The organism is Vibrio profundum, from assembly GCF_050337555.1.
GTDB classification, from domain to species: domain Bacteria; phylum Pseudomonadota; class Gammaproteobacteria; order Enterobacterales; family Vibrionaceae; genus Vibrio; species Vibrio profundum.
Window position 1 is genome coordinate 376,610 of record NZ_JAKJTA010000003.1, and the last position, 21,187, is coordinate 397,796.

A 21,187-nucleotide genomic window follows, 5' to 3' on the forward strand; every position below is an offset into this window, starting at 1 on the left:
TAGAACGAATAACGTAACAAGGATAATTATGGATATCAGTCAGTTGGACACGCCGGCGCTCATCGTTGACCTCGACGTGATGAAAAATAACATGAGAGTAATGCAAAGCCGCGTTGACGAGTTAGGTTTGGTACTTCGACCACACACAAAAGCGCACAAAATCCCGGCGATTGCGCAGATGCAGATCGATGCGGGTGCCATGGGAATTTGTACCGCTAAACTTGGTGAAGCGCAAGTGATGGCCGAGGGAGGAATTAAGGACATTCTGATTACGACGCCCATTGCGGGGCCAAAGAAAATTCAGCGTTTGATCGCCATGCATCAACAGCACCCAGAATGTCGCTTTATTCAGGTAATCGACCACAGCTATCACGTGATTGCGATTGGACAAGCTGCGAGAGCCGCTGGGTTAGTGGTTCAGTTAATGATTGAAGTGGAAAGTGGCCAACAGCGTTGTGGGGTTGAAGTCGGTGATGAGTTGGTTGAGCTAATTGAAGCCATTCAAGTAACAGACGGAGTCAACTACGCTGGTATTCAGGCATACAGCGGTCACTTACAGCATATCAGAGGGTATGAGCATCGAAATACTCAGGCGCGCAGCGCAGTGTTGAGCGTGTTTGACTTTATTGACAATGTACTTAAGCCTAAAGGGTTAGAGCCTTCCATCGTAAGTGGAGGCGGTACGGGCACTTACGCGGCCTATCAAGGGTTGGGCTTTACCGAGATTCAAGCTGGCTCCTACTTGTTTATGGATGCGGCTTATCAAGTTATCGGTGATGAGAACAGCGATACGAGTAATCATCAGTTTGGTGCTGCGTTGAAAGTGCTTAGTACGGTGATCAGCATGCCAAACGGGAAGAGGGCAGTGATTGATGCTGGAATGAAGTGTTTGTCGATTGATCTTGGTATGCCTAAGGTGGAGAAGAGCGATGCGATTCGTTATCAAACGGGAGGCGATGAACACGGTATTTTACATCTGGAAGAAGGTAACTCTTCACTTGAGCTGGGTCAGCAGATTATTCTTATCCCGAGCCATTGTGATACCACGTTAAATAATTTTGATACGTTATACGCAGTGCAAAACGGGCAGGTCGTGGAAACCTGGACTATTGAAGGACGCGGCCGCTCGGATTAATTTGATAAGCCGATGAGGCTATTCATCCTCCGATAATTGTGAGCACAAAGCCATGAACGGGAAGCTCCCGCTTATGGCTTGTAGTCTAATTTCTCGATTGAACACCAGAGAAAATTGAAGTTATTGGTGCGTCAAGGCGCACCTTTATCAGTATTGGGGAGTAGTAGCTTAACCTAGTAACTTAACCTAGTAACTTAACCTAGTAACTTTGCTGGCGTGCACGATTTGGGGCCAGCTGGCTAATGATTATTCCGGCTAATATGATGAGGTTTGCCGCAAAAACGATGACGAGCCACTGAGGCATGGTCAGAGACAGAAACGTCCACGATATATCGGAGCATTCACCTGAAGCTGCGAATACGGAAGGCAGCCAATCATTCAATGGTAGCCAAGCTGGAAATTCGGTAAATAAGCTACAAGTATCGAATGGGCTTGGATTGAGCTGAAAATTAACGTGTTGTATTGAGAGCATTAACCCTTGATAAGCGCTGCCCCCCCAAACAAGTAGTCCAAGCCAACGTATCACAGAGAGTGACGGCTTCAACAGGCCGATAAGAGCGGCAAACACAATGCCGAACATGGCGACGCGTTCATAGACGCACATCACGCAAGGGGCTAACCCTTTAACATGCTGAAAATACAGCGCACAGGCTTCAAAGCCGATCGAAATTAGCAATAACAGTGCCCAAGAGCGTCGTTGGGCTGAAAACAATTTAATAGAGTTCAACAATTTCACAAAGTGTCCCTTAGAGAGAAGTGCTCTGACCTATCAGAGCGTTTTATCGTTTATAGCGGTGAGAATCAAGCGCTAATGCCCATTCAACTCAATGATATTGGTGGCATGGTTGGTAACGTCCGTCAGCCAGCCTATATGGTAGAAATAGGCACTTAACGGTTCTAATGAAAACATAATACCCAGTAACCCAACCAGCGAAAGCACGATAGTGTAGGGCAATGCCATCCATACCATACGACCGTACGACAAGCGGATCATAGGCGCGAGTGTCGAAGTCAGCAGGAATAAGAAGGCTGCCTGGCCATTCGGTGTGGCGACGGAAGGTAAGTTAGTCCCCGTATTTATCGCTACAGCGAGTAAATCGAACTGTTCACGTGAAATAAGTCCACTTGCCAACGCGTCTTTAACTTCATGAATATAAACGGTGCCGACAAAGACATTGTCAGAAACCATGGAAAGCAAACCATTTGCCACATAGAAGAGCGCAAGTTGGGTGTTGCTATTTTGAATGTGCAGTACGGCATCAATGATTGGCGCGAATAAATGCTGATCTATGATGACGGCGACAATTGAGAAGAATACAGCTAAAAGTGCGGTGAAAGGCAGCGCCTCTTCAAAGGCCTTACCAATCTGATGTTCTTCTATGATGCCAGTTAAGGAAGTTGCGAGGATAATAACCGATAAGCCAATCAATCCAACGGTCGCAAGGTGTAGGGCAAGGCCAATGATTAACCATATTGCGACACCTCCTTGGATATACAGTTTGAGAGAATCTTGTCGTGTGCGAGATTGACTTTCAGCTTTGTCGTAGTCAACAAGAATACTGCGCACATTAGCGGGTAACTCAGAGCCGTAGCCAAAGACTTTAAATTTTTCGACCAATACACACGTTAGTATGCCGAGCAAGAAGACTGGCACCGTCACTGGTGACATGCGCAATATAAAATCGCCAAATTGCCAACCGGCTTGATGGGCGATAATAAGGTTTTGCGGCTCTCCAACCATGGTCATAACACCGCCGAGAGCAGTACCAACCCCAGCGTGCATTAGCAGAGAACGCAAAAAGGCACGGTAATGGTCTAAATCATCTCGAGTTAAATCACAAAGGTCTTCATCTTGAGTGAGGTCATGAGAAGACTGAGCCCCTTTACCTGATGCTACCTTGTGGTAAATCGCATAAAACCCGACCGCGACACTTATCACAACCGCAATGACTGTTAGAGCATCAAGGAAAGCCGACAAAAAAGCCGAGACAATACAAAAGGCCACGGAAATCCAAATTTTAGATCGGATGTTGAGCAGAATTTTGGTGAAGATAAACAGCAGCAGCTGTTTCATGAAATAGATACCAGCGACCATGAAGATCAATAACAGTAAAACTTCAATGTTGGAGACCAGTTCGTGTTTCACGTGCTCAGCCGTTGTCATTCCGATAGCAACCGCTTCAATGGCGAGTAAACCGCCGGGTTGTAGGGGATAACACTTTAATGCCATTGCTAGTGTGAAAATAAATTCCACGACTAGCAACCAGCCGGCCGCAAAGGCATTGATATGAAAAACAATGGGATTGATGATCAAAAAGCCAATAATGGCCCATTTATACCAGTTAGGTGAATTGCCAAGAAAGTTTTTACTTAACGCATGCGTGAACGACGTAGGCATAGTTGAATGCTCTTGATTATCGGGAAAAGCCGATTACAAACTCTACAGAGCGCGGTCAGTGAGTCAATATCTATTTATCTGAAATGGCTGTTTTTATTTATCTGGAATTGACATTGGCACGCCAAATCGAAAAAGAGAGATAGCGTATTGTCGGCGGTTAGGCGGCGAGATGAGTTCTAGCTGTCAGAAATTTAACAAAGCGGATTGACTAACTTTCTAAGCAATTTATTTTTCTAGTGTTAAACTAGTGGTATGATGAGTTGTATTAGACTCGAATAAACCTTGGAAAAGTAATTAATGGTTATCAAGGCAAAAAGTCCCGCTGGATTTGCAGAGAAATACATTATTGAGAGCATATGGAACGGCCGTTTTCCTCCTGGCTCCATTCTACCCGCTGAGCGTGAGTTGTCTGAACTGATTGGCGTCACACGTACGACTTTACGTGAGGTTCTGCAGAGGTTGGCGCGCGACGGGTGGCTCACAATCCGTCATGGCAAGCCCACCAAGGTTAACCAGTTCATGGAAACGTCGGGCTTGCACATTTTAGACACTTTAATGACGCTTGATGCTGATAACGCGACAAGCATAGTGGAAGATCTGTTGGCCGCGCGGACCAGTATTACCCCAATCTTCATGCGTTATGCCTTTAAGCTGAATAAAGAAAGCTCTGAGCGTACTCTCACGAATGTGATTGAGTCGTGTGAGACCTTACTCCAGACTGAATCTTGGGATGAGTTTATGGAGTCCTCTCCATACGCTGAGAAAATATCGCAAAGTATTAATGATGATGGTGAAAAAGACCCTGAAAAGCGTCAGGCCATTCTACTAGCTAAAACGTTCAATTTTTATGATTACATGCTGTTTCAACGTTTAGCCTTCCATTCTGGCAATCAGATCTATGGCCTAATTTTTAACGGTTTGAAAAAACTTTATGACCGTGTGGGTAGCTATTACTTTTCTGATCCAGCCGCTCGGGATTTGGCGATGAAATTTTATCGTGATTTACTTGAGCTTTGCCAGACAGGGCAGCGTGACAAGTTGTCAGGAGTGGTTAGGCAGTATGGCTTGGAAAGTGGTCAGATTTGGAACGAACTTAAGCTGACATTGCCAACTAGCTTTACGGAAGACGAAAGCTAATTCGTCTCATATATTACTAATAAACCCGCACTAGTGCGGGTTTATTTCGTTTATAGCTTTGGTGTTCCGTTGGTGATGTTTGTCACCAGATGACAGTATAGCTAGGCGTAGGTATGAGAGCCAGAGTGTTCGTGGCCACCTGCCGCCAAGAACCAATTGGTTAAATATTTCTCTAGATCTTTTAACTCTTCAGGCCCGATCAAGGCGAGGCCAAGATCTTCTGCGCGAGTAATATCGTTGTAACGCAGTGGGCGGAAACTAACTAGCATTGCTCTTGCTTGTAGCCCGCCGAGCAAATCGGTTAGCGATTCAAGTTTATACAAGGTGTCGTCACCGTCGTCTCGCATGCCTTTCGTTTTGCATTCGATGATATGGAGCTTGTTGTTGACGACGCAAGCCACGTCTAGTTCGTTCCGAACTTCTCGAGCACCGAGCTGGCGGTAAACTTGAACGTTAAGTGAGCGATCTTGAATCGTTGGCATATGTTTCTGGATGCGACGGACGGTACTATGGACTAAGTTTTCTAGCCACTCTCCGTTAGCGAATCGCCTTGCATCTTCGTCTGCAAAGCTCAATACACCGTTTTTATACGATGCAATCCCCATATCCACTAAATCACTAATCAACATGTTCAGCTCACGGTACCCCTGCTGCTTGGTCGATAGCTCGACATCAAGCTTTTGCTCTTTGCGACATGTAGTAGCAAGGTAGTTGAGCGTTGCTAGGCCAGGGCCTAGCTCCAATGCGTTACTTGCCCAGCGCTGGCCTAATTCACGTAAAGTTTGGTCCAGCTTTGGCGAAAGCTCGATTTCATTAAACTCTCCACGAGCACCAAAAACCGTTAAATAATCTGAGATAGTGATGTTGTCTTGAACTTGACCGTCGGCTTCGGTGTCGGGGTAGAGCCAGCAAAGCTGATCACTGTTTGGCTCAACCACAAAAATGGGCCATTCGTAGCTGCGAAAAACTTCGTAGACCGAAAGTAATCGATGCCTTAATCCGCAGCTGGCATTCATTACAATTTTCTTGCCGCGAGCTTTGAGTTCTGAGGCTAACGAATGAACGGATGCCTTGATCAGTGATGTGTTAGCATCGGGTGGAATCTCAAAGAATTCTGAATCTATACGATGGTGTTGCAAGACTTTGTTGAGCCTTAAAAACATGTCTTTCTGGCTATTATCCCCGATGAACACCATATGAGTATTGACCGCTCGACTGTCCAAAAGTGGTGTGATTAAACGGATGGGGTCTTGATCAATAATACCTACATGAATTGCCATAACTGTCCCTCTCGATTTGGCTTGCATCAGTCAGATAATGCGCGAGTGTTATTAACGATATAACGATGCTAACCGTCAAAAACAAGGCTACCGGGGGAATATTCTTCTGCAAGGACGTTTATTGACAGCAAATTTACACAGTTCAATAATTTGTAGGCTGATTACTGCATTTCGCTGACCTGTTTCAAGCCCTAGAAAACAGGAGATTTTAAGGTGGGCTCTAGCTTGATAGTTGAAATTATTGAGCTTTCTAGCGCCATCAAGCATACTGTGAGTGTATTTGACATTCACCTATACGTGCCGATTTGTATCGTGATTATGATTCACGCCAACGGCATGTTGTTAAGAGCATTGGAGCATGGCATGGCTGAAGAAACTATCTTTAGTAAAATCATTCGTAAAGAAATCCCAGCGGACGTTGTTTATCAAGACGACTTAGTCACAGCGTTTAGAGACATTAATCCACGCGCTCCAAGCCACGTATTGATCATTCCCAATAAATTGATAGCCACGGTAAATGATGTCACTGAAGACGATGAAGCGGCTATGGGGCGAATGTTTACCGTCGCGCGAAAAATTGCTCAGCAAGAGGGGATTGCCGAAGATGGTTACCGCCTGCTGGTGAATTGTAATGCGCATGGTGGTCAAGAGGTGTATCACATTCACATGCATCTCGTCGGTGGGAAACCTTTAGGCCCAATGTTACTGAGCTAACATTTTAATACTAAGGGCTTAAATTAAGTTTGCAAAGACGCGAATTAAAATCTTTTATTAGAAATGGATAGTAATGACGTTCTGACGGTCTAACCCTGCTCGGAACGTTCGTTCAAGAGCCACAAGTACTTGCTTACTACATTGATATCGATTCTTCACGTGGTGCAATTAAGGCTCAAATATCTACCTTGCGTTACCTGAAACTTGAACTCGTTCGCTGTAAAAAGCGCTCTTGAAGTTACATAGGCATGCATATCGATTTAATTACTTTTGTTGGAGTTTGAAGTGCGGAAACACGTTCGACTTATTACGTTGATTTCGGCAACCTTTTTTCTGTCGTCTTGTGCCAATATGTCCACAGGCAATTTATTTAGCCATTATAGCGCGCAAAATCGCCCTGTTTACCAAGCCGTGGACAAAGGGGATTACGCCGAAGCGGTTAAAGTGCTTCCGGATCATATTGCTGGCGATATTCTAGATAACATGGAACGCGGTCGAGTGTATTTCTTGGATGCAAAATATCCAAATAGTATGTCGAGCCTTGAGAAAAGTGATCAGGCCGTGAAAGCGTGGCAAAACCAACCCGTTGTGTCGCTTTCTGATACCGCCGTGGATATCGGTGCTTTGGCGGCGAATGACAACTTAGATCACTATGCACCCGCAGATTACGAATTAGGCTTTTTACATTTGTACTTGGGTTTAAACTACTTACGCAAGAACGATTTGTCTGGGGCGTTAGTGGAAATGCGCGTGGCTAACCAAGTGCAAATGAAGGCGAAGCAAGAGCGCGAAAGTGAACTTAAATCTGCGCAGAAAGACTTGGCAAGTAAAGGGGTTTCGCCCAATCTTGGTAGCGTGTTAGCCAATTACCCGTCAGCAGGCAAAGAGCTACAAGCGGTGCAAAATGGGTATTTGTTTTATTTATCGGCATTGTTGTATGAAACGTCAGGCGACCTTAATGATGCATATGTCGATTATCGACGCGCCTTAGCCGTAGCGCCAGATAACAAGCAAGTGATTGAAGGGACAATCCGCGTTGCTAGCATGCTAGGGATGAATCAAGATCTACAGCTACTTCTTAAAAAGTATGGTCAGCAGCCCTCGCTGAAAGATGGTCAAGCTCGCGTTATCGTGATTGATGAAGAGGGAGAAGTGGAAGCCCGCCAAGCTTGGAAACTGTCTCTTCCTCTTATGGACCATTATGGTAGCTCGATTTATTCGATGTCACTACCATACTACCCCAAGCAGGACGTACAGAAGTTTCTGCCAGTGAGGCTTAACGAGAAACAGCTTTCATCGACGAAATTAGCCAATGTGAACCTAATGGCAAAAACGGATTTATCGGAGCGTTTACCCACTATTATTTTGCGGCAAGCGATGCGTATTTACGCCAAAAACGAAATTCGCCGTCAAGCCGCGGAACATGGTGGGCAATTGAGTAATTTACTGCTCAACTTATGGAACACCTTCACGGAACAAGCGGACACACGAAGTTGGCAAACCTTGCCTGCCAATGTCTATACTTCAAGCCGCTATGTTAAAGCGGGTGAACAAACCGTTCGTGCGGGTGGGAAGGATTTCAGCTTTAATGTTAAGGCTGGACACACAGTATTAGTATGGATATCACGCCAAGGCAGTAAGGCGACATCTTGGCATACACAATTAGGAAGGCTGGAATGAAAAAATGGTTAGTTTTAACAGTGTTATCACTGTTTATGGCAGGTTGTGCCTATAATACTGCGGGTTTGCAGATTGATGGTTCATCGCAAAAGGTCTTGTTTGGCGATAAAGTGTTAGGCTCTCGATTGACAGTGAAAGATATCTCTACCGCCGAGGTTGATGGGCGAGCTCGTGGCGTTGTGCGTTTAGCGAGCCAATACAAAGGTAACTTGCATATTTTGTATCGATTCTCTTGGTACAATGCTGACGGCCTCGAAGTGAATTCAAGCGCAAGCTCGTGGCGTCAGGCGCTGATCTACGGTGACGAAACGATTTCGCTGTCGGAAGTGACGCTGAATCCGAATGGGACTCAGTTCCGTCTTCAGATTCGAGAAGCAAATAACTAAAGTCTGTTTGTGTTGGTGTGTTGTTAACTTGAAGTGATTGCTACTATCGGTTCGTGTGCTATCGATTAGTGTGCTTTGAGCTGCAGTAATACCAATGATTAAACTTTTATAATGAGATCGATGTATAGACTATAGGCATCTAATGATGCTTGGACTGTGACACATCATAATTTAGTAAATTAAGGAATCTCCAACATGAAAAAAAGTGCAATTGCATTGCTTGGTCTAGCTATTCTATTGGGCGGCTGTTCGAACCAAGTGACCTATGAAGATCCAAATGCGGTTGATACCACCTCGGTTGACTTCAATTCCACCGATTTACAAAAAATCGCCGGCAATATGGTCGATAGCATGATGATGTCACCATCCATTGCTGCGATCACTCGCAATAGCCGTCCTATCGTATTTGTTGATGGAATAAAGAATAAAACCAGTCAGCACATTGATACTGAATCCATTACCGATACTGTGAGCACTAAGATGCTCAACTCAGGTAAATTCCGTTTTGTCGACATGAGCCGAGTAAGCGACGTACGTAAACAGCTGAACTTCCAAAACCATGATGAATTGGTCGATCAAAATACTGCGATTAAGTTCGGTAATATGGTTGGCGCTCAATACATGCTGTACGGTAACTTGTCTAGCATTGTCCAGAGCTCAGGCCGTGACAAAGATGTATACTATAAAATGACGATGCGCTTGATGGACCTAAAAACAGGTTTGATCGAGTGGGCGGATGAAACTCAGATCCGTAAGCAAGAGAAAAAGGCGTTGATCGGTTTCTAACCATCAACCTTAGGAGTGATTTATGGCGAGAATGCTGTGGCAAGACGCCTGTCGTTTTGACCCTTCTTTAGCGTCACTGGATCACTTCTTTTCAAGTCCTCCAGATCACGCAGATATTTTGGCTGGAGGGCTAACGAACCGCTGTTGGAAAGTCACGTTAACTGACCAACAGCAGTTTGTCTGGCGGCCTCACAGTCATGTGATTCAAGCATTTGCTATTTCACGTTATCAGGAACACCGAGTTCTGACTGCGATTCAATCGCTAGGAGTCGGACCAAAGCCTTACGCGATTAATTCACACGGCTTATTGGTCGAATGGGTGGAGGGTGAGGCGTGCCAAGTAGGCGTTAGCTTTGACGCCGTACTAAAATTGCTGATCCAAACTCATCAGATCCTACCGAATACCATTCCAGTGTTGCCTTTTAATTATGCCGAACGCGTCCATCATTACTGGTCTCAGCTAGGAGAGGAAGTGTTGTCTGACAATGTGCGGCAGCTCTACCATCTCTGGCAATCGCCACCTTCTATTCCAGCAATCTCGTCTTGTCTATGCCATTTTGATTTGGCTGGCTACAACATGATTAAAACTTCAGCAGGATACCGAGCAATAGATTGGGAATATGCGTCCATCGCGGACCCTAGACTAGACTTAATGTTGAGCATTTCAGCATCAGGGGAAAAACTATTGGAGTCGGTTTACCGTTATTGTCAGCTTAGGGGAATAGAACAGGTGGGCGATTGGGTTGAAGGAGTGACAGCTTGGCAGCCTCGTACAGCGCTCTTGGCATTACTTTGGTATCTGCTCGCTTATCAATTGTGGGGCGATGAGATGTATTTAGACCAAGCTCACCATATCGAGAAAACCGCATTTGAACCTTGTGATAACTGATGCTCAGCACCTCAGAATCAGGCACGATTTTCGCGAACTTATTTTCCATAGATACATTACGCTATTCGGTATCTGGGGTGGAATATTGAGTTGCGTCACTAAATCAGCGCTATATAATGGCTGCTACTTATATAAGTATTGATAAACATCAACAAAATTAAGAGTAAGTTAGAACTTACCCGAATAAGAATAGACCTCTTTGGATCTGGCTTTAATCCAATATGCATTGTGTGAGTTCAGGCGGCTAAACGCGATTTCTGAGTAGTATTTTTTCGACACGAGAACTCGGGTCGATACAGGTTTTTACATTCTTAGAGGATTATTGTTGTGACACGAATTATCGTTGTAGGTGGAGGTGCGGGTGGTTTAGAACTCGCAACCAAGTTAGGCCGAACGCTGGGACGCAAGAACCGCGCTAGCATTACCTTGGTGGATCGCAAAGCGAGCCACCTTTGGAAGCCTCTATTACATGAAGTAGCGACTGGATCGTTAGATGAAGGTGTGGATGCTTTGAGCTATCGAGCACACGCGAGAAACCATTCATTTGATTTTCAAATGGGCAGCTTATCCGATATCGATCGTGAGCGAAAAGTGATTACTCTCGCCGAGATGCGTGATGAGCAAGACCAACTGCTAATGCCAAGCCGTGAGTTAGAATATGATGTATTAGTGTTAGCGATTGGATCGAAATCCAATGACTTCAACACACCGGGTGTTAGCGACCATTGCATTTTCCTTGATAGTCCAGAGCAGGCTCGTCGCTTCCGTAGTGAAATGAACAACGAGTTCTTGCGCCTACATGCCAAGCATGGCGAAGGCTTAGTGGATATTGCGATAGTAGGTGCAGGTGCCACAGGTGTCGAACTTTCTGCCGAGTTGCACAACGCGATTAATGAGCTGCAAAACTATGGCTTCAACGATCTTGACTCTAGTAAGCTAAATATAAACTTAGTTGAAGCGGGCGAGCGAATCCTTCCAGCTTTACCACCAAGAATTTCAGGCTCAGCACATAAAGAACTGGCTAAACTTGGCGTGACAGTTCGTACGTCGACTCGAGTAACATGTGCGGAAAAAGATGGGCTAGTGACGTCTGAGGGTGAGAAAATTCCAGCGCAAATCATGGTTTGGGCTGCGGGAATTAAAGCGCCAGATTACATGAAGGATATTGCAGGACTTGAGACTAACCGCATCAACCAGCTTGTTGTGACGGAAACTCTGCAAACGACACGTGATGACGATATCTTTGTTATCGGCGATCTTGCTCAATGCACCCAGCCAGATGGCTCATTTGTTCCGCCACGCGCGCAAGCGGCGCATCAAATGGCAAGCCGAGCTTACAGCAACATCGTTGCTAAGTTAAATGGCCGAGATCAGAAGCCGTATATCTACAAAGACAAAGGTTCCCTAATTTCGTTGAGCAAATTTACCACAGTCGGCAGCCTTATGGGCAACCTGACGAAGGGATCAATGATGATTGAAGGGCGCATTGCTCGAGTCGTCTATGTTTCTCTTTATCGCATGCACCAAATGGCATTGCACGGTATATTTAAAACGGCATTGATCATGTTGATGGGCCGTATCAACCGACTGTTGCGTCCACATCTCAAATTGCACTAATTTACATCTCGTTAATTTGTATTAAAAGGCTCGTGAAAACGGGCCTTTTTTGCATCTCAAATTCCTCTATCCGGGTAAGATAGAAAATACCATACCGGCTTTTGGAGCACCTTGGTGGACGTAGCGGTTTTCAGCTAAGACTTCGAATTTGGCGTTGCAAGCACAAGCAAGCTGTTGGCTGGCAACATTGTCCGGATCGCAGACGATTTCTAACCGAGTAACGGATAGGTTGTTAAAGCAGAAATCTACCAGCGCTTGCAGTGCTTCTTTGCCAAAGCCTTGGCGCTGGTATTGATCGCTAATCCAATAGCCGACACTGGCCATATTAAAGGTATGATAAAGCTCGTTGACCGATACCATGCCAAGTAAGGTATTACTACCGTTAAGGAAAACGCCAAAACCAAACGCTTTAGATTGGGTCCAATTTAAACGTGTCATCATGATAAAGTCTTCTGCGTCCCCAAGGCCAAAATCATCACAGCACCAGTCCATCCAAACCTGAAGAGACGGCGATTCTTGCACACACTGATACAAGAGTGATGCGTGCTGTATGGGGATAAGTTTTAGTGTCAGGCGCGTTGTTGTGATCTGAAAGTGCGGCGTCATCTCTCTATCCATGAACAAGTAACTACTCAAAGTATATACCGATTGAGGTAAAGACGTGGCGTTGCGGTAGATTGAGTGTGTATAAAATATGGGGTGCTTTAGGCTATATTGACTTACTCTTCTACGACTGAGAATGACCCGAACTCAAATACCATATTCTTATTTTGGAGGTCGCTCGACAAAAGTGCGTGTTTCATACGGGATTTCAAAAAAGAGATAGTCATGAGGCTAAATATTGACTATCGAGCACCCTAACTCAGGGTGCTCGATGTTACAGAGTTACTTCACTTTACGCACTTGGACAATCATACCCATCAGTGGATTATCAAAGTAGTAGGTGTGAGAGCTACGCATACGGCGTTTCTGCTTCATTCGGTACGATTTTAGGATGGTTTCCACTTTGGTCGGTGGAGTGATCTTCTCTAAATTGCCAATTTGGACTTCAGAGCTATCGTGATCGCTATCGCCATTTAAGCCGATTTCTGGATCGCTGATGATGGTGGTTTTCGTGCTTGGCTCTTTCAGATCTAGCGACGTATCGGCGTACAGGTAATGCTCGACATAGATTTGAAGCTTACCATCGAGCTCATACAGAGGCTTAGGTAGCGTAGTTTCAGTGACGCCATCCATTACTTGGGTGCCAACTACTTCTTTCTTTTCGCTACCATCTGGATTGAATTGTTCCGAGTAGTCTTTACCTGCTTGGATTTTAAATACCGGAGCAGAAAGGCGGCCTTTATCACCTTGTCGCCATGCAATGTGCTTTAATACTTGGAAACCAGCATGGTTTTGTAACGTTTGCACTTCTTTGTCGAGTTTGTATTGCGAAGGTGGCAGTATTTTCACCCCTTTTCGGGCGAGATAGGCTGCATTGCTAAAGCTACCTACGCCTTTCATATCGATAGGTGGCAAGTTTGTAGGCCAAGATTCGTTTACGCTTACAGGATTAACGTTGCGTTTGAAAATAATCACTTCTATGTCAAATTGTCTCTGAGCCAAAGCTGGAACCGAGATAAATAACAGCAGTAGTGGGAGCAGTTTTCTCATTGTAACTCCGTGGTATAGAGTAAAGTAAAAAGCCGTTTGGCATACTTGGGCATATTATGCCAGATTTGGTAGTAAGTTTTGGCCAAATTCTTCAAGCATATCAGCGACAAATCGGGTGCGTTTGCGTCTATCGACTAAAGGCACCGAGAATTTTAGCTTGGTCGGCCCTTCCATGGAAAATTGTTGCGGTTGAGATTGCAACAGTTTAACCAAGTAAGTCGGGTTTATGTCAGCATTTGGATAGAACTCTATATGACCACCTTTGTCGTGCGCTTCAATTTTTTTCACTTTTAGTGCGCCAGCCACCACTTTCAACTCCGAGACTAATAGTAAGTTTTTAGTCGCATCAGGAAGCAAGCCAAAGCGATCGATAAGCTCCACTTTCACCTCAGTAAGTTCATCAGTTGAACTTGCGCTGGCGATTTGTTTATACATAGATAGCCTTGAGTTGACGTCTGGAATGTAGTTATCGGGCAATAGTGCAGGCAAGCGCATCTCAATTTCGGTTTGCTCGCGCAGCAACTCATCCAGTGAGAGCTCTTTACCATTTTTCAGCGCTTCAACCGCTTGCTCTAGCATTTCCATGTAGAGAGTAAAGCCGACAGAGTGGATTTGGCCGCTTTGCTCATCGCCTAATAGCTCGCCCGCGCCGCGTATCTCTAGATCGTGCGTTGCCAGCGTGAATCCTGCCCCGAGGTCCTCTAACGAGGCTATCGCGTCTAATCGCTTGGCGGCATCCTTCGTCATCGATTTCGGATGTGGTGTGAGTAGGTATGCGTACGCTTGGTGGTGCGAACGACCAACTCGCCCTCTAAGTTGGTGTAGCTGAGCGAGGCCCAAGTTGTCGGCGCGGTTCATGATGATGGTGTTTGCGGTCGGGACATCAATACCCGTTTCAATGATGGTGGTACACACCAACAGGTTGAAACGTTGGTGATAGAAGTCGTTCATGATGCGTTCGAGCTCTCGTTCGCGCATTTGACCATGGGCCACGGTGACACGAGCTTCAGGAATTAACTTTTCTAGATCTTGTGCGACTTTTTCAATCGTTTCAACTTGGTTGTGTAAGAAATAGACTTGGCCCCCGCGCATGATTTCTCGCAGGGCTGCTTCACGAATAGCACTGTCGTCATATTGTCGAACAAAGGTTTTTATCGACAATCTGCGCGCTGGTGGGGTCGCGATAATAGACAAATCACGCATGCCGCTCATTGCCATATTTAGGGTTCTTGGGATAGGGGTCGCGGTGAGAGTTAAGATGTCGACATCGGCGCGCATTGCCTTAACTTTCTCTTTTTGTCGCACACCAAATCTATGTTCTTCATCAACGACGAGCAGGCCAAGATCGCTGAACTTAATATCGCTAGACAGCAGCTTATGAGTGCCGACAACAATATCAATTTTCCCTTCCGCTACTTCTTGTAAGATCTGCTTTTGCTCTTTGGCTGTTTTGAAGCGTGATAAAACTTCGACTCGAATCGGTAGGTTGGCAAATCGGTCGCGAAAGTTCTCAAAGTGCTGCTGGGCGAGTAAGGTGGTTGGTACTAAAACGGCGACTTGTTTACTATTGTCGGTACAAAGAAATGCCGCGCGCATGGCGACTTCAGTTTTACCAAAACCGACATCACCACAGACCAAACGATCCATCGCTTTTGCTTGGCACATGTCAGATAAGACCGCGTTGATCGCTGTTGATTGATCGTCGGTTTCTTCAAATGGGAATCCAGCTTTGAAGGTGGCGTATTGCTCGCGATCTAGGCTGAATTTGTAGCCGGGCTTAAGTTCTCGTTTTGCGTATACGTCTAACAGTTCAGCTGCTACGTCACGGACTTTTTCGGCGGCGCGTTTTTTGGCTTTTTCCCAGTTGTCGCTGCCGAGTTTGTTGATAGGCGCTGAATCTTCTGCGCCACCTGAATAACGGCTGATCAAATTCAGTGAAGCAACTGGGACGTACAATTTAGCCTGATTTTGGTATTCAAGCATCACGTATTCGGTGAGCATCCCACCGGCTTCTAGCGTCTCTAGGCCTAGGTAACGTCCGACACCATGATCAATATGCACAACAGGCTGACCTGATTTTAGCTCAGCGAGGTTGCGAATCACGGTTTCGCTATTGGTGGTTTTACGATTTTTACGCCGGTGTTGAATGACTCGATCACCCAGTAGGTCGCTCTCACAGATGACCGCAAGGCATTGACCGTCGTAGACAAAACCGTGCTCTGACGCGCCGATGATCAGGCTATATTTTGATTTGCGTTCAAGGGCGTCGCAAAAGCTATCGATAGCTTCTGGGCGCAGTTTAATACCCTCTAACAACTCCAGTAAGGCTTCACGCCGGCCTTCCGATTCAACCGAAAAGATCACTTGGCCTTGAAAAGATTCAGTGAATTGGCGCAGAGCGCTCAGCGGCTCTTTGTGTTGATGCTGCACTGCAAGCGTTGGTAAGGACTCGATTTTGAGGTTGGTTCGCCCGGCTTTGTTGCCTGTCGCTTCGCGTGTCAATACGGCTTGAGGGTAGGCTTTAAGATATGAATACAGTTCGTCCTTTTTTAGCCACAATTCTTCTGGCGCTAACAATGGACGGAGTGGATCAATCTTACGTTGCTCATACCTGTCGTGCACGTCAGCCAAGAAGGTGTCGATAGGAGTATCAATATCGCCCACGGTGATGATTTGACAACCATCAGGTAAGTAGTCAAATAATGTTTCGGTGGCTTCGAAAAATAGCGGCTGCCAGTATTCTATCCCAGCAGGCCAGACCCCTTTTGATACTTGGCTATAAATGGATTCAGGCTCTCGGCGAGCTTCAAACTTTTGTCGCCAACGTACTCGAAATGCTTCAATAGCTTCTTTATTGCTTGGAAACTCATGCGCGGGCAGCAGGTGAATTTGGGGGATTTCTTCGATTGAGCGCTGATTCTCGGGATCAAAGGTGCGAATGGTATCAATTTCGTCATCAAAAAAATCGATACGATAAGGCAGCAGGCTGCCCATTGGAAATAAATCTAATATTGAACCTCGGCTTGCATACTCTCCTGGCCCAAATACCTGATCGACGTGTCGGTAACCCGAATTTTCCAGCTTATCTCTAAGTTTATCGAGAGAGACCTGATCACCCGTCTCGACCATCAAAGTATGTTGTAGCATGAAGCTACGAGGAGATTGCCGCTGGACAAGTGTGCTCATCGGGACGATGGTAATGCCTGTCTTTAGAGTAGGCAGCTGGTATAAACGGGCAATTCGATCGGAAATTATCTCTTGATGCGGCGAGAAGCTGTCGTAAGGAAGGGTTTCCCAATCTGGGAAAACCGTGACGTCTTGTTTGATGAATTGCTCGATTTCATTCGCGAGCTTCAGAGCGGTCTGCGGATCGGGCACGGCAAGCAGAGTGTGGCTGGTGTGCTGCTCACTAAGCTCTGCAATGGCTAGAGCTAGACTCGCGCCGGGCAAATTGCCGACGTGTTTTTTGTCTCCGGTACCCGTTGGGTTAACCAGAGAGAGTAAAGACGGTGTAGTCATGGTTACAATTTTTATTCGCTTCGATTTAGGGTACGTTGACGCAACAGTTTTTGCTGTTGATACAATGCGGCTTTGATTAGCAGGTCTTGATCTGCATCTCTGAGGAGCTCATATTCGATGGTAATTAAGTATCCATCGTCTTCTTGCTCCACGCAATCAGACACTTGTGCATAGCAGTATATAGCAGCTGCTGGGTGTTCTAAAAATAATTTCACTCGAGTTTTGGTCTCTCGTTCAAGTGGGTTTGAAGATTGGTAGGAAAGTTGGCTGGCTCCAAAGCACACGGTACGGTGGCGGTAGGCCTCATTGTCTTGTTCGGATAGCATATAGGTAAGCACCAGGTTGAGCTTAGAGTTTTGGCTATCCAACAACTCGATAACGTATTTGAGATCGCTATGCTTGAGCTCAAGGCGAGCCCTATCGTTTAAATGGTCGAGCTGACTGAACTCACTTGCGACCAAAAAGGAATGTGGGATTTCTGCTTCGAACTGATCTGGAGTGGGAAAGTCAGTGTCTTTGTCAAGCGGCTCTATGTTTACGACCATGGAGTGAACTACGGTAAAATATTCTTGCCCTGCCATACTTGCTTTCCTTGTCTTTTGTTTATGATTATCACCAAACAAACCGAGTTACTCAAGAAATGTTGGCGATTATTCCACTAATTGACGATGACTTAGCAAATTAACACTACAACCGATGGGCGTTAATCGTTACAGTATCCCGACTTACATATTCTTGGTTTGATTTATGCTTTCATCCGTATCGGCTTTCATCGGATTACGTTACCTGAGGGGGCGTTCTGGTGATAGGTTTAGCCGCTTTGTTTCCTTTATTTCCACGGCGGGCATTGTTATTGGCGTCATGTCATTGGTCACTGTGTTGTCGGTGATGAATGGCTTCGAGTCTCAACTGAAAAGTCGAATCCTAGGGGTGTTGCCGCAAGCTGTGGTCTCACAGGCAAATGGTCATACCCCTATGACTGACATTCCTCCTGAGTTTTTGACTTCAATGTCGGATCAACAGCCTCCTCAACCCATTGTTCGCGGAGAAGCGATTGTGCAAAGTTCTAGCGAACTCACCGTCGGAATGATGGTTGGTGTTGAGCCCAATAAGCCGGATCCTATCGAAAACTATATGGTAATGGGCCGTCTTTCTGATCTGAAGTCAGGAGCGTATCGCGTTTTGATTGGCCAAACGCTCGCGAGAAATCTTGATGTGAGTGTCGGCGATAACCTTCGCTTAATGGTGACGAGTGCCAGCCAATTTACCCCGTTTGGGATCATTCCTCGCCAACGTATGTTCCGCATTGTTGGTATTTACAATACAGGCTCGGATGTAGACGGACAATTGGTTGTCACGGATATGCAAGACGCCGCCAGACTGATGCGTCTCAAACACGGAGAGATTACTGGCTGGCGACTGTTTTTCCATGATCCGTTTGTGGTGAGTGAATTGGCCAAACAGCCATTACCACAAGGCTGGCAATGGAGCGACTGGCGAGCTCAGCGCGGACAGCTGTTTCAGGCGGTGGGAATGGAAAAAAGTATGATGGGGCTAATGCTTGCCCTCATTGTTGCGGTTGCGGCTTTTAATATTGTCTCGGCGCTTATTATGGTGGTAATGGAGAAGCAACCTGAAATCGCTATTTTGAAAACTCAAGGGATGAGTAATCGACAAGTCTTAGCAATATTCATGATTCAAGGCGCTAGTAGTGGCACTATCGGTGCGATTGTAGGTGGTGGGCTAGGGGTATTGTTAGCGCTAAACCTAAACCACTTGCTTGAACTTCTTGGTGTCTCTTTATTCGCTATTGGCGGGCGGTTACCTATTGTTATTAACCCACTGCAAACCGTTGTCGTTATTTTTCTGGCGATTGGCTTGAGCTTATTAGCAACGCTTTATCCATCTTATCGAGCATCTTCAGTTAACCCAGCCGAGGCTTTGAGATATGAGTAATCTCTTAACGTGTGAACATATTTGTAAAACTTATCAAGAAGGTGCGCTGGATACCCAAGTACTAAAAGGGGTGAGCTTTGAACTTCAAAAGGGCGAGTTTGTCTCTCTAGTGGGCAGCTCAGGTTCAGGGAAAAGTACCTTACTGCATATTTTGGGCGCACTCGATGATCCTACACAGGGCAGTGTGAGCTTTTTAGGTAAAGATCTTGCGGATCTTAACCCAGACAAACAAGCGAAATTGCGTAACCAGCATTTAGGTTTTATTTATCAGTTTCATCATCTTCTGGCAGATTTTAACGCGGTGGAAAACGTTGCGATGCCATTATTAATTGGTGGCATGAGCAAGGCGAAAGCGAAAGCTCAGGCCGAACAGCTACTGGAAAAAGTAGGCTTAGGCCATCGGTTAAATCATCGTCCGTCAGAACTTTCAGGTGGTGAGCGTCAGCGTGTGGCGATTGCTCGGGCTCTAGTGAACAAGCCATCCTTAGTGCTCGCTGATGAGCCGACAGGCAACCTTGACCATAAAACGGCTTTGTCTATATACCAATTAATGCGCGAGCTAAACCAAGAATTTCAGACTGCGTTTTTAGTGGTTACGCATGACACTGAATTGGCAGGAAAAATGGACCGGCATTTATATATGAAAGATGGGCTTTTGGTCGGTGGGAAGGAAGAATAGATGCTGTCTTCATTGTCACTTTTTATAGGCCGGCGGTTTAGCCGTACTAAGCAACGCAACAAATTAGTGTCCTTTATTTCTCTCTCTTCGGTAATAGGCATCGCGGTTGGAGTGGCGGTGATTATTATTGGATTGTCCGCAATGAACGGTTTTCAACGCGAGTTGGATAACCGAGTATTGTCCGTTATCCCGCACGGTGAGTTTGCTGGCGTGAGAGGACCGATTCAAGATTGGCATTCACTGATACACCAAGTTCGTCAAAGCCCTCAAATCAAGGGAGCTGCGCCTTATGTTGGCTTTACAGCTTTAGCTGAGAGAGGGCTGAAGTTAAAAGCGATCGCGGTGCGAGGTATCGATCCAAAGCAAGAGCTGGCTGTTTCTAATATGGCTAAATATATAACTCCGAAAGCATGGCGGGAGTTTAAATCGGGCAAGCACCAGATTATTCTTGGTAAAGGCGTTGCAGACACGCTGCGCGTAAAAGTAGGCCAATATGTCACGTTATTGATACCAAAGAAAAACAGCACAGCTAGAGTGGAAGCTCCGAAGCGAGTGCGTTTGCAAGTTGTCGGGTTATTAAACTTGCAAGGGCAAATTGATCATTCACTCGCCTTGCTACCTCTAGAAGATGCCCAGCTTTATGCTGATATGGGCAGCGCTGTCACTGGCGTAGCAGTCAAAGTGTCTAACGTGCTTGACGCGACTCAAATCGTGCGAGAAGTCGGCAGTCATCTCAATACCTATGTGTATTTAAAAAGTTGGCAGCAGCAATATGGGTTCCTGTATAGAGATATTCAACTTGTACGCACTATTATGTATCTCGTGATGGTACTCGTGATTGGGGTTGCTTGTTTTAATATCGTATCGACACTGATGATGGCCGTAAAAGACCGGAGTGGTGACATCGCAATTTTACGGACAATGGGCGCTACAGACGCTTTAATTCGCCGAATATTTATTTGGCAAGGTGTGTTCTCGGGCATATTGGGCAGCATTGCAGGCAGCGTGTTTGGTGTGCTAATCGCGATGAATTTGACTGAGCTGATTGATGGGCTGCAAAGCATACTCGGTCACCGATTTTTATCCGGCAATATTTACTTTGTGAACTTTGTTCCGTCACAGGTGGAGTGGTCGAATGTGCTGTTGGTATCGGCGACTGCCGTTGTCTTGAGTTTGCTGGCTACATGGTACCCCGCTTCTAGAGCGAGTAAGCTAAAACCCGCTGCGGTGTTGAGTTCTAAATAAAACGCTTGAAATTAAAGTTATTGAAATAAAAAAGGGCGTATCGCCCTTTTTTTCATCCTTTCTCACAGCCCGTTTTCACCCTTTGTTAGAGAACGCTGCCAAATATTACTTGG

The 21,187-nt window shown here is 45.8% G+C and carries 18 protein-coding genes; 11 read left to right on the forward strand and 7 right to left on the reverse strand.

The window, feature by feature from the left end; all coding sequences use genetic code 11:
* The first annotated feature begins 28 nt into the window (after positions 1-28).
* A complete protein-coding gene (locus tag L4C34_RS01715) occupies positions 29-1,135 on the forward strand; it encodes a DSD1 family PLP-dependent enzyme (protein WP_428787609.1) in 1,107 nt (368 codons plus the stop codon).
* Between the two features lie 199 nt (positions 1,136-1,334).
* On the opposite strand, the gene dsbB is transcribed toward L4C34_RS01715, so the two are convergent.
* Both dsbB and nhaB read right to left on the reverse strand, forming a co-directional pair.
* Complete coding sequence (dsbB, locus tag L4C34_RS01720; protein WP_428787610.1) at positions 1,335-1,871, reverse strand: disulfide bond formation protein DsbB; 537 nt, start codon at positions 1,869-1,871, stop codon at positions 1,335-1,337.
* A 72-nt stretch (positions 1,872-1,943) separates the two neighbouring features.
* Positions 1,944-3,533 (reverse strand): Na(+)/H(+) antiporter NhaB, encoded by a 1,590-nt coding sequence (gene nhaB / locus L4C34_RS01725; protein WP_428787611.1) that lies wholly within the window; start codon positions 3,531-3,533, stop codon positions 1,944-1,946.
* A gap of 297 nt (positions 3,534-3,830) precedes the next feature.
* Here nhaB and fadR point away from each other — a divergent pair, with 297 nt between their 5' ends.
* On the forward strand, positions 3,831-4,670 hold the full coding sequence (fadR, locus tag L4C34_RS01730; RefSeq protein ID WP_428787612.1) for a fatty acid metabolism transcriptional regulator FadR: 840 nt from the start codon (positions 3,831-3,833) through the stop codon (positions 4,668-4,670).
* 101 nt (positions 4,671-4,771) lie between these two features.
* On the opposite strand, the gene L4C34_RS01735 is transcribed toward fadR, so the two are convergent.
* Positions 4,772-5,950: a DUF1887 family protein gene (locus tag L4C34_RS01735; protein WP_428787613.1), complete on the reverse strand. Its 1,179-nt coding sequence runs from the start codon at positions 5,948-5,950 to the stop codon at positions 4,772-4,774.
* 363 nt (positions 5,951-6,313) lie between these two features.
* Between L4C34_RS01735 and hinT the strand changes: the two genes are divergently transcribed.
* The 6 genes from hinT (at position 6,314) to L4C34_RS01765 (ending at position 12,022) form a co-directional block, all read left to right on the forward strand.
* A complete protein-coding gene (gene hinT, locus L4C34_RS01740; RefSeq protein WP_428787771.1) occupies positions 6,314-6,664 on the forward strand; it encodes a purine nucleoside phosphoramidase in 351 nt (116 codons plus the stop codon).
* A 285-nt stretch (positions 6,665-6,949) separates the two neighbouring features.
* Positions 6,950-8,344 carry a COG3014 family protein gene (locus tag L4C34_RS01745; RefSeq protein WP_428787614.1) on the forward strand — a complete coding sequence of 465 codons (1,395 nt, stop codon included), beginning with the start codon at positions 6,950-6,952 and terminating at the stop codon, positions 8,342-8,344.
* Positions 8,341-8,730, forward strand: coding sequence for a YcfL family putative periplasmic lipoprotein (locus L4C34_RS01750; RefSeq protein ID WP_428787615.1), 390 nt, complete (start codon positions 8,341-8,343; stop codon positions 8,728-8,730). The genes L4C34_RS01745 and L4C34_RS01750 overlap by 4 nt, the downstream gene beginning before the upstream one ends.
* 195 nt (positions 8,731-8,925) lie before the next feature.
* Complete coding sequence (gene lpoB / locus L4C34_RS01755) at positions 8,926-9,516, forward strand: penicillin-binding protein activator LpoB (protein WP_428787616.1); 591 nt, start codon at positions 8,926-8,928, stop codon at positions 9,514-9,516.
* A gap of 22 nt (positions 9,517-9,538) precedes the next feature.
* Positions 9,539-10,405, forward strand: coding sequence for a phosphotransferase (locus tag L4C34_RS01760; RefSeq protein ID WP_428787617.1), 867 nt, complete (start codon positions 9,539-9,541; stop codon positions 10,403-10,405).
* A gap of 327 nt (positions 10,406-10,732) precedes the next feature.
* Positions 10,733-12,022 (forward strand): NAD(P)/FAD-dependent oxidoreductase, encoded by a 1,290-nt coding sequence (locus L4C34_RS01765; protein WP_428787618.1) that lies wholly within the window; start codon positions 10,733-10,735, stop codon positions 12,020-12,022.
* Positions 12,023-12,088: 66 nt separating this feature from the next.
* Here L4C34_RS01765 and L4C34_RS01770 read toward each other — a convergent pair whose 3' ends face one another.
* The 4 genes from L4C34_RS01770 to L4C34_RS01785 form a co-directional block, all read right to left on the reverse strand.
* Positions 12,089-12,628: a GNAT family N-acetyltransferase gene (locus L4C34_RS01770; RefSeq protein ID WP_428787619.1), complete on the reverse strand. Its 540-nt coding sequence runs from the start codon at positions 12,626-12,628 to the stop codon at positions 12,089-12,091.
* A gap of 279 nt (positions 12,629-12,907) precedes the next feature.
* The gene (locus L4C34_RS01775) at positions 12,908-13,675 is read right to left on the reverse strand and encodes a peptidoglycan binding protein CsiV (RefSeq protein ID WP_428787620.1); all 768 of its coding nucleotides are present in this window, start codon (positions 13,673-13,675) and stop codon (positions 12,908-12,910) included.
* A 54-nt stretch (positions 13,676-13,729) separates the two neighbouring features.
* Positions 13,730-17,194, reverse strand: coding sequence for a transcription-repair coupling factor (mfd, locus tag L4C34_RS01780; RefSeq protein WP_428787621.1), 3,465 nt, complete (start codon positions 17,192-17,194; stop codon positions 13,730-13,732).
* An 11-nt stretch (positions 17,195-17,205) separates the two neighbouring features.
* The gene (locus L4C34_RS01785) at positions 17,206-17,775 is read right to left on the reverse strand and encodes a PilZ domain-containing protein (protein WP_428787622.1); all 570 of its coding nucleotides are present in this window, start codon (positions 17,773-17,775) and stop codon (positions 17,206-17,208) included.
* A 166-nt stretch (positions 17,776-17,941) separates the two neighbouring features.
* On the opposite strand from L4C34_RS01785, the gene lolC reads away from it, so the two are divergent.
* Genes lolC through lolE form a run of 3 tightly spaced genes read left to right on the forward strand, consistent with a single transcriptional unit; the run spans position 17,942 to position 21,074 of the window.
* The gene (gene lolC / locus L4C34_RS01790) at positions 17,942-19,150 is read left to right on the forward strand and encodes a lipoprotein-releasing ABC transporter permease subunit LolC (protein WP_428787623.1); all 1,209 of its coding nucleotides are present in this window, start codon (positions 17,942-17,944) and stop codon (positions 19,148-19,150) included.
* A complete protein-coding gene (lolD, locus tag L4C34_RS01795; protein WP_428787624.1) occupies positions 19,143-19,829 on the forward strand; it encodes a lipoprotein-releasing ABC transporter ATP-binding protein LolD in 687 nt (228 codons plus the stop codon). Before lolC ends, lolD begins: the two co-directional genes overlap by 8 nt.
* Positions 19,830-21,074: a lipoprotein-releasing ABC transporter permease subunit LolE gene (lolE, locus tag L4C34_RS01800; protein WP_428787625.1), complete on the forward strand. Its 1,245-nt coding sequence runs from the start codon at positions 19,830-19,832 to the stop codon at positions 21,072-21,074. It abuts the gene before it with no gap.
* Positions 21,075-21,187: the final 113 nt, after the last annotated feature.

Bases quoted from the DNA above. Each gene is read 5' to 3' on its own strand.
- L4C34_RS01775 (WP_428787620.1), bottom strand. From the start codon at position 13,675: ATGAGAAAACTGCTCCCACTACTGCTGTTATTTATCTCGGTTCCAGCT.
- nhaB (WP_428787611.1), bottom strand. From the start codon at position 3,533: ATGCCTACGTCGTTCACGCATGCGTTAAGTAAAAACTTTCTTGGCAAT.
- hinT (WP_428787771.1), top strand. From the start codon at position 6,314: ATGGCTGAAGAAACTATCTTTAGTAAAATCATTCGTAAAGAAATCCCA.
- L4C34_RS01735 (WP_428787613.1), bottom strand. From the start codon at position 5,950: ATGGCAATTCATGTAGGTATTATTGATCAAGACCCCATCCGTTTAATC.
- lolD (WP_428787624.1), top strand. From the start codon at position 19,143: ATGAGTAATCTCTTAACGTGTGAACATATTTGTAAAACTTATCAAGAA.
- L4C34_RS01785 (WP_428787622.1), bottom strand. From the start codon at position 17,775: ATGGCAGGGCAAGAATATTTTACCGTAGTTCACTCCATGGTCGTAAAC.
- lolE (WP_428787625.1), top strand. From the start codon at position 19,830: ATGCTGTCTTCATTGTCACTTTTTATAGGCCGGCGGTTTAGCCGTACT.
- lpoB (WP_428787616.1), top strand. From the start codon at position 8,926: ATGAAAAAAAGTGCAATTGCATTGCTTGGTCTAGCTATTCTATTGGGC.
- L4C34_RS01715 (WP_428787609.1), top strand. From the start codon at position 29: ATGGATATCAGTCAGTTGGACACGCCGGCGCTCATCGTTGACCTCGAC.
- L4C34_RS01760 (WP_428787617.1), top strand. From the start codon at position 9,539: ATGGCGAGAATGCTGTGGCAAGACGCCTGTCGTTTTGACCCTTCTTTA.
- L4C34_RS01750 (WP_428787615.1), top strand. From the start codon at position 8,341: ATGAAAAAATGGTTAGTTTTAACAGTGTTATCACTGTTTATGGCAGGT.
- fadR (WP_428787612.1), top strand. From the start codon at position 3,831: ATGGTTATCAAGGCAAAAAGTCCCGCTGGATTTGCAGAGAAATACATT.
- mfd (WP_428787621.1), bottom strand. From the start codon at position 17,194: ATGACTACACCGTCTTTACTCTCTCTGGTTAACCCAACGGGTACCGGA.
- L4C34_RS01770 (WP_428787619.1), bottom strand. From the start codon at position 12,628: ATGACGCCGCACTTTCAGATCACAACAACGCGCCTGACACTAAAACTT.
- lolC (WP_428787623.1), top strand. From the start codon at position 17,942: ATGCTTTCATCCGTATCGGCTTTCATCGGATTACGTTACCTGAGGGGG.